Source organism: Streptomyces sp. NPDC057654 (genome assembly GCF_042800135.1).
Classification (GTDB): domain Bacteria; phylum Actinomycetota; class Actinomycetes; order Streptomycetales; family Streptomycetaceae; genus Streptomyces.
Window position 1 is genome coordinate 1 of the sequence record NZ_JBHVHQ010000286.1, and the last position, 9346, is coordinate 9346.

Sequence of the window (9346 nt, forward strand, 5' to 3'; positions counted from 1 at the left end):
GGCCCCGCCTGGGCCCGACCCGCGCCCGGAGGGCGACTGTCGCCCACCGCGTCCACAACGCCGGGCGGCGGCCCCCCCCCATTTTCCGGCCCACCGCGGGGCCGCCCCCGGCGAACCGCACGATGGAACAGCACGGCACCGGAAGGAAGTGACGGCCCCCGTGGCCTCGCACCGCAAGCCCAAACGGCCCCGGCCGTACTCGCTCACCGGCCCCACCGCACGCACCGCGGCGACCCTCGCCCTCGCGGGCGCCGCCACCGGCACCGCGCTGGAAGGCACCGGCCACGCCGCGCCCCGGCCCACCCCGGCCCAGGTCAAGACGGAGGTGGACCGCTACTACCAGGAGGCGGAGGCGGCCGCCGAGCGGTACAACGGCGCGAAGGAGAAGGCGCGCGCCGCCGAGGACTCGCTGGACGAGCTCCGCGACGAGGCCGCGCGCAAGACGGCGGGGCTCAACTCGGCCCGTAACGCGCTGGGGTCGTACGCCACGGCGCAGTACCGCGACGGCGGCCTCTCCCCCGAGATCCGGCTCGCGCTCTCCTCCTCCCCCGACCAGTACCTCGACCGCGCCGCGCGCGCCGACCACATGGCGGGGCGGCAGGCCGCCGTCGTGGAGCGCGTCGAACACGAACTGCGCGGCGTACAGCAGGTGCGGACCGCCGCCGACGCCCAACTGGCCCGCCTCAAGGACTCCCAGGCCGAATTGGGCGTGCACAAACGATCCGCCGAGGGGAAGCTGGACGCCGCGAAACGACTCCTGGGGGAGCTGACGGCCGAACAGCGCGCGAGCGTGCAGGACGGCGATGCGGGCGGCGGAAGTGGCGGGGGTGGCGCGGCTGGCGCGGGCGCCGGGGGTACGGACCGGAGTACGGCCGTACGGGCGGCGGACCGTTCGGCGGCGCGCGGCGGCGTCCAGGCCCCGACGGAACGGGCGGCGCGCGCGGTGTCCTTCGCGTACGCGGCGCTCGGCAAGCCGTACGTGTGGGGCGCCACCGGCCCGTCCGCGTACGACTGCTCGGGGCTGACGCAGGCCGCGTGGCGGGCGGCGGGGGTGTCGCTGCCACGCACCACGTACACCCAGATCAACGCGGGGTCGAGGGTCGGCCGGTCCGAGCTCACCCTGGGCGACCTGCTGTTCTTCTACTCGGGCGTCAGCCATGTCGGCATCTACGTCGGCGACGGCAAGATGATCCACGCGCCGCGGCCGGGGGCGCCGGTGCGGGTGGCGCCGATCGACCAGATGCCGTTCGCGGGCGCGACGCGCCCGGCATGATCCCGCAGCGCCGGCGGCTTGCCTCAAGCCTTATCTCACGCCATGAACTCCGTGAACTCACACCGTGAGCTGACACCTTGGCGTCGCGCCTTGGGTTCACGCCATATCTCACGCCTTTTCTCACACCTTGAGCTGATGCGTGAGCCACTTGAAGACCTCCGGCACCTGCTTCCGCCAGACGACCGTGCCGTGCCCGCCCGCGCCCTTCGGGATCTTCTCCACGTGCACGGTCGTCGGCGCCTTCGCCGTCTGCTTGAGCGCCACCCCGGCCTGGTACCCGTCGCCGTCCGCGCCCGAGACGAACAGGGCGGTCCGCGGCGGGGTCTTGGCGTGCTGGAGGATCTTCCACGGGTTGTTCTTCTCCCGCAGCACCGGGTCCTTGGCCGTCAGCGCGACGGGCTCGGCGATCGGGTCGTTGTAGCCGGACAGACTCACCCCGGCCCGGTAGCGGTCCGGGTGCGAGACGGCGAGCTTGGCGGCGCAGTGCGCGCCGGCGGAGTACCCGGCGACGGCCCAGCCGTCCGGCTTGGACGCGGCGCGGAAGTTGTCGGTGACCATCTTGCGGACGTCGACGCTCAGCCAGGTGTCGGCGTTGACCTTGCCGGGGACGTTGGCGCAGCCGGTGTCGACGTCGCCGAGCAGCGTGGTGCGCGGCGCGACGAGGATGAACGGCGCCACCTTGCCCCTCTCCATGAGCGGCTTCAGCTGCGTGTTGACGTTCAGCGACCCGAACCACGCCTTGGCCGAGCCGGGGAAGCCGGGCAGCACCTCGACCACGGGGAACGTGCGGTCCTTGTACGCGGGGTCGTCGTACTGCGGCGGCAGCCACACGTAGACCTCGCCGTCCACCCCCGAGATCCGCCCCTTGAGCTGCGTGACCCGCACCCCCGGCCCCATTCGCTGGTCCCCCGCCGGCTTGAACTTCTGCATCACCTTGGGCTCGCGCCTCAGCGACTTGCCGCCGGTGCCGTCCGCGCCGAGGTCGGCGGCCGCGTTGACGTGGTTGCCGGTGCCGAGCAGGTCGTCCCAGTTGTCGAAGAGCCCGTTGGAGTTGTTCACGATCACGAAGACCATGACGACCGCCGTGGTCTGCACGAACAGCAGCATGACGAACCGCGCCACCGCCCGCATCGCCCGCGGTCCGCCTATTCGGCTCCACAGCAGCAGCGGCACCACCAGGGCCGCGATCACCAGCACAATCGACGTCAGGAGGAACGGCGTCCCCGTCAGGCTCATGAAGCTCTCGTTTCCGGATCAAGGGCAGCCGCAGGGGGCAGTGCTGCCAGGGCCCCGTGGGGGCCTTTCGATCGGAAGAGATGGCATACGGACCGCCAGGGTTCCGCTTGTGACAAGAGCTTCACTTATGCGCGCGTCCTGCGCTGGCAGAGCCCGTCCAGCGCCCCGGCAGCAGTGCCGGGACACGCGAAAGCCCCTGGCCCGAGCCAGGAGCTTGAGCGGGTCCGCCGCTACGCGGCGGGGAAATCGCGGCGCTTCACATCGGCGAGGAAAGCGGTCCAGGCGTCCGGGCCGAAGGCCAGGGTCCCGGTCCCGCGATCCTTGGTGTCCCGGAGCTCCACGCCGATGCCTATCCGGCGGGCTTCGACGCACTCGCCGTTCTGGTGGCTGTGGGAGCTCTTGAACCAATCGGGCCGATCAGTGGACATCTGCCGCACTTCCTTAGTCATGGGCCAACTCGTCGGCCGAGCTGACGATCAGCGCCTCCGAGTCCAGGGGGCTCAGCGCTGTTGCTCGTACATGATCGAAAACGCTGTTGTAGTGGGCCGTATCCTCAGGCCCTTCAAGGTAGGCATGGCTCGTAAAGCTCTCCAGAAGCACAACCTCCAGATCCGTCGGAGCCGGGAAGCTGTAGAGCGAGAAGGGCAGCATTCCGCCCTTACAAGCCCCCGCCGAGAACGGTAGTACCTGCAGAGTGACGTTCGGAAGCTGCGCTACCTCGACCAAATGCAGCAGTTGTTCCCGCAATACGTCCCGCCCGCCGATCTGTTGCCGCAGAGCGGCCTCGCCCAGAACCATCCACACGTTGAGCAGTTCGGGCCAGCGTCCCGTCAGCGCCTTCTGGCGTTCCAGCCGCACGCGCACCTTGGTCTGCTGCCCCTCGTCGAGAGGGCCCGTAGAACCACCTTGGATCACCGCGGTCGCGTACGCCTCGGTCTGGAACAGTCCGGGAATGACGCTCGGTTGGAAGCCTCGGCACCCGGCGACCTCTTCCTCCAGACCGATCAGATCGAGAAAGTCCTGCGGCAGCTGATCCTCCAACTCACGCCACCAGCGCCGCCTCCTGCTTTCGCGGGCCAGCGCCAGCCAGCCCTCTCGCACCTTGACGTCCTTGACACCGTAGAAGTCGAGCAGCACGCGCAGATCGAGCTGACGGATTCCGCTTCGCCCGGACTCGATGCGACTGACCTTCGCCGCATGGCAACTGAGCTGTTCGGCAGCATCTTCCAGGTACAGCCCCTTACCCTCGCGCAATCGCCGAAGGTTCGCCCCCAGCACACGGCGACGGACAGTTGGATTTTCCAGCACTGGCATGACGTCCCCTTGACCGATACCTCCGCAGACACCTTTGGCGATCACCAACATACCCAGCGTAGTCATCAGTTCAAGTGAGTTCAGGTGTTTCGCTTGCACCGCGCGAACGGAACACCACACACTACCAAGTGTCACGAATCACTCACCTGACATGACTACCGCGGTCGGGCGACAGCACACCGAACCGCCGACCAGCCACGCACTCTTGAGGGGGCACTCTCGTGTCTGCACCCGGAGAACCGGCGGCAATCGCACCCGCCGTCAACGAGGCCAACCACCGTTTCCCCCGTCACCGCAAAAGCGTCGGTCGCGCACGTGCCGCCCTGCGCGAGCAGCTGGCGATCTGGGGCGTCACCGATGAACCCGCCGAGACAGCGGTGTTGCTGCTCTCCGAACTCGTCACCAATGCCGTCGAGCACGCCAAGGCCTCGCCCGGCCGGGAGATCGGGACTCGGTTCGGGCTCTACGAGGGCGTGTTGCGCCTGGAAGTCGCCGACGCGAATGACGACCTTCCGGTGCCGCGTCCGGCCGCGGACGACGACGAGAACGGCCGCGGACTCGCGCTGGTGAGCGCGCTCGCGGACCGCTGGGGGACGTGCCCGCGCAGGGACGGCATCGGCAAGCGGGTCTGGGTGGAGCTCAAGATCCCGACCGGTGGGGGTGGTGAGCTCACACCGCAGTCATCCGCGGTCAGACCAGCCGCCTGGCGGTGGCCCACCGGGTGAGCTCGTGCCGGTTGGAGAGCTGGAGTTTGCGGAGTACGGCCGAGACGTGGGATTCGACGGTCTTCACCGAGATGAAGAGCTGCTTGGCGATCTCCTTGTACGCGTAGCCGCGCGCGATGAGGCGGAGGACTTCGCGTTCGCGCTGGGTGAGGCGGTCCATGTCCTCGTCGACGGGGGGCGCGTCGGTCGACGCGAAGGCGTCGAGAACGAAGCCGGCCAGCCGGGGGGAGAAGACCGCGTCGCCGTCCTTGACCCGGAAGACGGCGTTGACCAGGTCCGTACCCGTGATGGTCTTGGTGACATAGCCGCGCGCGCCGCCGCGGATGACGCCGATGACGTCCTCGGCGGCGTCGGAGACGGACAGCGCCAGGAAGCGCACGGGCTGCTCCGGGGCGGCCATCAACGCGGCGCAGCGGCGCAGTACTTCGACGCCGCCGCCGCCGGGCAGGTGCACGTCCAGGAGCACGACCTCGGGGCGGGTCGCGGTGATGACGGTGACCGCCTGGTCCACGTCGGCGGCCTCGCCGACGACCTCGACGCCCGTACGCTCCGTCTCCCCGATCTCGGCCTGCACGCCCGTACGGAACATCCGGTGGTCGTCCACCAGCACCACCCGCACCGTACGGCCCTCGTCCGCGCCCGCCGTGCCCGTCGGCTCGCTGCCCGTCGGATCGTTGCCCTGGCTCATCGTCTGTCCCTCGTCATCGTCCGTCGTTCGGCCGCGCGGCCCGCTCACGCCGACCGCTCCATTTCCAGTTCCACCTCGGTGCCGCCGTCCGGCGCGGACCGCAGGCGCGCCGTGCCGCCGTTGCGCTGCATTCTGCCGATGATCGACTCCCGTACGCCCATCCGGTCGCCCGGCACCGCGTCCAGGTCGAAGCCCGGACCCCGGTCCCGTACGGAGACGAAGACCGTGCGCCCCTCGACCTCCGCGAAGACCTGCACCGCCCCGCCCTCGCCACCGTACTTGGCGGCGTTGACCATCGCTTCCCGCGCGGCCTGCATCTGCGCGCCCAGTTTGTCGTCCAGCGGGCAGTCCCCGACCACGACGACCTCGATCGGCACGCCGTGGTGGTCCTCGACCTCGGCCGCGGCGGCCTTGACGGCCTCCGCCAGCGTCTGCGGCGCCTGCGCCTCGTCCTTGCCGCGCCCCTCCGGCCGGTGCAGCCAGGCCCGCAGCTCCCGCTCCTGGGCACGCGCGAGGCGCGACACCTCCCGCGAGTCCTCCGCGTTGCGCTGGATCAGGGTGAGGGTGTGCAGGACCGAGTCGTGCACATGGGCGGCGACCTCGGCGCGCTCCTGCGCGCGGATGCGCATCGTCCGTTCCTCGGTGAGGTCCTGCGTCATCCGTACGAGATAGGGCCCGGCCAGCAGCGCGATGCCGACCAGCACGGCCAGCGACGCCTGGAGGACCGTGCCGAGGTGCCGGGCCGAGCCCTGGAGCACCACGATGCCCGTGACGCCCACGCCGACCAGCGCGACGCCCGTCGCGCCGCGCGCCACCGGCAGCACCCGCTTGCGGCGGCTGACTTCCATCCAGTGCGCGCGGCGGGCGTTGTCGGCCTGCCGCCAGACCAGGGCGACGCCCGCGCCGATGAGCAGGACGGGCCAGATATAGGCGTTGGCGCGGCCGAGGTGGAGATTGTCGAGGAAGATCGCGGCGCCGATGACGAGCGCGATCAGCGCGAAGATCTGGCCCCGGTCCGGCTTGCGGATGAGCAGCCTGCGTCTGCCGTCCGGGAACGTCTCGACCGGCCCGCGCCGGGCCTCGACACCGCCGACCCCGAGTGGCACGACGAACCAGAACACCGCGTACAGGACCGCGCCCAGGCCCTCCGACATGAGCAGCGCGGCGAACACCACGCGCACCCACGACACCGGCAGCCCCAAGTGCCCCGCGAGCCCCCGCGCCACGCCGCCCAGCATGCGCCCCTCCGCGCTGCGGTAGAGCTTGCGCAGCGGCGGCGCGGCGTCCGGGTCGGGCGGAGCGGTGTAGGCGGCGGTCATGCCCTGATCGTCACATGTCAGCGGGGCTCCGGGCATCAGGGTCACCCCTGACGGGACCCGCAGAGCCGCGCCCTCCGGCGCTGCACGGCCCCCGGGTCGCTTCGCGGGTCGCCTCGCGCCTCACTTCAGGGGGCGGAAACCCTGGCTCACGCCCTCGAAGACCGGGCGGAACTGGTCCCACATGGCCGACGGCGCCGACAGGTAGATGGCGTACTCGTCGCCGCCCTCGTGCCCGAAACCGAGGTCGATGGCGCGGAACTCCCGTGCCTTGCCCTGGAAGGTGAACTCCCACACGGCTGCCGGCTCCCCGAGGAACTCGGTTTTCTGCATCCGCCCGAGCTTGTAACCGTCCTGCTCCGTCTTCACCTGCGACTCCACCTCCTTCCAGTGCGCGAGGTGGTCGGAGCTGGCGAAGTCCAGGACGTTCACCTGGATGCGCGCGAGTCCGCTCGGGTCGATGTAGTTGACCTCCGTGGAGGACTTCTCCTGCCGGATCCAGTCGGCCGGAACGGGGAAGGTGACGCCCAGCTCGTGCTCGGTGACCTTCCGGTAGCCGTCCGGCACAGCCGGCGGGGGCGGCAGCTTGGACGTGCCCGGCGAGGGCTTCGCCGGCTGCGACGCGGAGGGCTTGGGGTCCTGCTTGCCGGAGCCGCCCGCCGAGGCGGTGGAGTCGCCCGCCTTCCGGTACTCCGTGAAGTAGTAGTACGTGCCTCCCCCCACGGCTATGACGACCACCAGAGCCATCGCGGTCCACAGGACCGTACGGCCGCGTCCTCGGCCCTTGTCCTTGGAGCCCTTGCCCGGCGAAGGCGACGGCGACGGCGGCCCGGTGACCCCCTCGGCCGGGGACGCCACGGCGTAGCCGTTCCGCTGCGTCGGGCCGGTCGGCGGCGCGTGGGACGCCGCATAGGACTGCGCGTGGGAAGGCGCCTGGGCCGTCGGTCCGGTGCCGAAGCCCCCGGCAGTCGGCCCTGTGCCCGTACCCGCGCCATTCGTCGCGGCAGGCCCGTAACCCTGCCCCGTGCCTGGGCCCGTGCCCGTTCCCGTGTCCGTACCCATGGCCATGGCCGGCCCGAATCCCGGCGGAGTCGTAACCCCCGAGGCGCTCCCGGCTGTACCGGCCGTCCCGCCCGTACCGCCGCCCGCCGTCGCCCCCGTCGGCTTGACCATCGCGTCGATGTACGCGGTCTCGGCATCCGCCATCGGCTCGCGCAGTATCTGCTCCACGAGCTCCGCCGGCGGCCGGAACTCCGGCTCCTTCGCCAGCAACGTCTCGACCAGCTTCGCCAGCGGGCCCGCCCGGCGCGGCGGCTCGAAGGGGTCCACGGCGATCGAGTAGGCCGTCTCCACCGGCGTGTCCTTGCGGAACGGCGGGCGGCCCTCCAGCGCCTGGTAGAGCGTCGCGCCGAGCGCCCACAGGTCGGAGGCGGGACCCGGGCTGCCGCCCTTGACGCGTTCGGGCGCGATGTAGTCGATGGAGCCGACCATCTCGCCGGTCTTGGTCAGCGTCGACGTGCCGCTGGACTGCGCGATGCCGAAGTCGGTGAGCACGACGCGGCCCTCCGCGCCGAGCAGCACATTGCCCGGCTTCACATCGCGGTGCAGCACCCCGGCCCCGTGCGCCGCCCGCAGCGCCGCGATCATGCCGCGCCCGATCCGGGCCGTCTCCTCCGGCGAGATGGTGCCGAACTGCTTGAGCACGTCGCCGAGCGTCGTCGACGGTACGTACTCCATCACGATGCACGGCCGGCCGCGGTCCTCGACCACATCGTGGACGACCACCACGTTGGGGTGCGCGATGCGGGCCGCGCTGCGCGCCTCGCGGCGGGTGCGCTCGTACAGCGTCGCGAGCTCGTCGTCCTCCAGGTACGGCGAGATATGGATCTGTTTCAGAGCCACCTGGCGGCCCAGCAGCTCGTCCTCGGCACGCCACACCGTGCCCATGCCACCGCGGCCGATCCGTTCGAGAAGCCGGTACCGCCCGGCGACCAGCCGTTGTTCATCGGACTGCGTTCCCGGCTCCCCGCCCGTCACCGACTCCGACACCGTGCTCCCCTCTGGGTCCCCGCTTCATGTTCGATGGATCACGATAGCGGCCATTGCCTAAGGGACGGTCTCAGGGAACGTCCAGGGTTGCCGCTGATGCCTCCGGCGACCGCGGGTTGACACCATGTACGTATGACCGACGCACCCACCGCCGAAACGGCGGAACCCGCTCCGGGCGCCAGGCCGCCGCTGCGGCGCAGCCGCGAGCACAAGGTGGTCGCCGGAGTGTGCGGCGGGCTCGGCCGCTGCTTCGACCTCGACCCCGTCATCTTCCGCGTGGTGCTGGGCGTCCTCTCCTTCGCGGGGGGCCTCGGTCTCATCGCGTACGGCTTCGCGTGGCTGCTGGTGCCGCTGGAGGGCGAGGAGGAGAACGAGGGGCGGCGGCTGCTGTCGGGCCGGGTCGAGGGGCCCGCGCTGACGGCGGTGCTGTGCGCGCTGGTCGGCAGCGGGCTGTTCCTGTCGATGCTCAACAACGGCGGTGTGGTCTCCTTCTCCCTCCTGCTGATCTGCGCCATGGCGGGCGCCACGTACTGGTCGCAGCAGCGCCGACAGGCCGCCGACAACACCGGTGAAACCCCCGCCACCAGCGCCGCGACCGTGCAGAAGGACGCGCCGCCGGAGACCAAGGCGCCGCCCGCGCCCGGCGCGCCGTCCTGGTGGCGCGACCCGCTCGTCAAGGACGGCGCCCCCGGCCGCTCGCCCGCCGGCACGGGCTATTTGTGGGGTCCCGACTACGGTCCGCAAG

9 protein-coding genes are annotated in these 9346 nt (G+C 71.0%); 3 read left to right on the top strand and 6 right to left on the bottom strand.

Annotation, left to right across the window (positions count from 1 at the left end; translation table 11 throughout):
- Positions 1–148: 148 nt before the first annotated feature.
- The gene (locus ACFU99_RS21355) at positions 149–1273 is read left to right on the top strand and encodes an NlpC/P60 family protein (protein WP_384394301.1); all 1125 of its coding nucleotides are present in this window, start codon (positions 149–151) and stop codon (positions 1271–1273) included.
- Between the two features lie 120 nt (positions 1274–1393).
- On the opposite strand, the gene ACFU99_RS21360 is transcribed toward ACFU99_RS21355, so the two are convergent.
- The 3 genes from ACFU99_RS21360 to ACFU99_RS21370 all read right to left on the bottom strand — a co-directional run bounded on the left by ACFU99_RS21360 (position 1394) and on the right by ACFU99_RS21370 (position 3823).
- On the bottom strand, positions 1394–2509 hold the full coding sequence (locus tag ACFU99_RS21360; RefSeq protein ID WP_384394303.1) for an alpha/beta hydrolase: 1116 nt from the start codon (positions 2507–2509) through the stop codon (positions 1394–1396).
- A 230-nt stretch (positions 2510–2739) separates the two neighbouring features.
- Positions 2740–2937: a DUF397 domain-containing protein gene (locus tag ACFU99_RS21365; protein WP_384394305.1), complete on the bottom strand. Its 198-nt coding sequence runs from the start codon at positions 2935–2937 to the stop codon at positions 2740–2742.
- A 13-nt stretch (positions 2938–2950) separates the two neighbouring features.
- Positions 2951–3823 carry a helix-turn-helix domain-containing protein gene (locus ACFU99_RS21370; protein WP_384394307.1) on the bottom strand — a complete coding sequence of 291 codons (873 nt, stop codon included), beginning with the start codon at positions 3821–3823 and terminating at the stop codon, positions 2951–2953.
- Between the two features lie 221 nt (positions 3824–4044).
- Between ACFU99_RS21370 and ACFU99_RS21375 the strand changes: the two genes are divergently transcribed.
- Positions 4045–4548 (top strand): ATP-binding protein, encoded by a 504-nt coding sequence (locus ACFU99_RS21375; protein WP_384394308.1) that lies wholly within the window; start codon positions 4045–4047, stop codon positions 4546–4548.
- Here the strand turns inward: ACFU99_RS21375 and ACFU99_RS21380 are convergent.
- From ACFU99_RS21380 to ACFU99_RS21390, 3 genes are all read right to left on the bottom strand, one after another.
- Positions 4514–5236, bottom strand: a complete 723-nt coding sequence (locus ACFU99_RS21380) for a LuxR C-terminal-related transcriptional regulator (RefSeq protein ID WP_384394309.1) — start codon at positions 5234–5236, stop codon at positions 4514–4516. The two genes, ACFU99_RS21375 and ACFU99_RS21380, sit on opposite strands and share 35 nt — an antisense overlap.
- A gap of 44 nt (positions 5237–5280) precedes the next feature.
- The gene (locus ACFU99_RS21385) at positions 5281–6555 is read right to left on the bottom strand and encodes a PspC domain-containing protein (RefSeq protein WP_384394310.1); all 1275 of its coding nucleotides are present in this window, start codon (positions 6553–6555) and stop codon (positions 5281–5283) included.
- Between the two features lie 120 nt (positions 6556–6675).
- Positions 6676–8499: a protein kinase gene (locus tag ACFU99_RS21390; RefSeq protein ID WP_384394313.1), complete on the bottom strand. Its 1824-nt coding sequence runs from the start codon at positions 8497–8499 to the stop codon at positions 6676–6678.
- A gap of 234 nt (positions 8500–8733) precedes the next feature.
- Between ACFU99_RS21390 and ACFU99_RS21395 the strand changes: the two genes are divergently transcribed.
- Positions 8734–9346, top strand: a 613-nt coding sequence (locus ACFU99_RS21395; protein ID WP_384394311.1) for a PspC domain-containing protein, incomplete at its 3' end; no start/stop codon positions are given.

Coding starts and splice junctions, on each gene's coding strand:
- ACFU99_RS21360 (WP_384394303.1), bottom strand. CDS start 2,509: ATGAGCCTGACGGGGACGCCGTTCCTCCTGACGTCGATTGTGCTGGTG.
- ACFU99_RS21365 (WP_384394305.1), bottom strand. CDS start 2,937: ATGTCCACTGATCGGCCCGATTGGTTCAAGAGCTCCCACAGCCACCAG.
- ACFU99_RS21370 (WP_384394307.1), bottom strand. CDS start 3,823: ATGCCAGTGCTGGAAAATCCAACTGTCCGTCGCCGTGTGCTGGGGGCG.
- ACFU99_RS21380 (WP_384394309.1), bottom strand. CDS start 5,236: ATGAGCCAGGGCAACGATCCGACGGGCAGCGAGCCGACGGGCACGGCG.
- ACFU99_RS21385 (WP_384394310.1), bottom strand. CDS start 6,555: ATGACCGCCGCCTACACCGCTCCGCCCGACCCGGACGCCGCGCCGCCG.
- ACFU99_RS21390 (WP_384394313.1), bottom strand. CDS start 8,499: ATGGGCACGGTGTGGCGTGCCGAGGACGAGCTGCTGGGCCGCCAGGTG.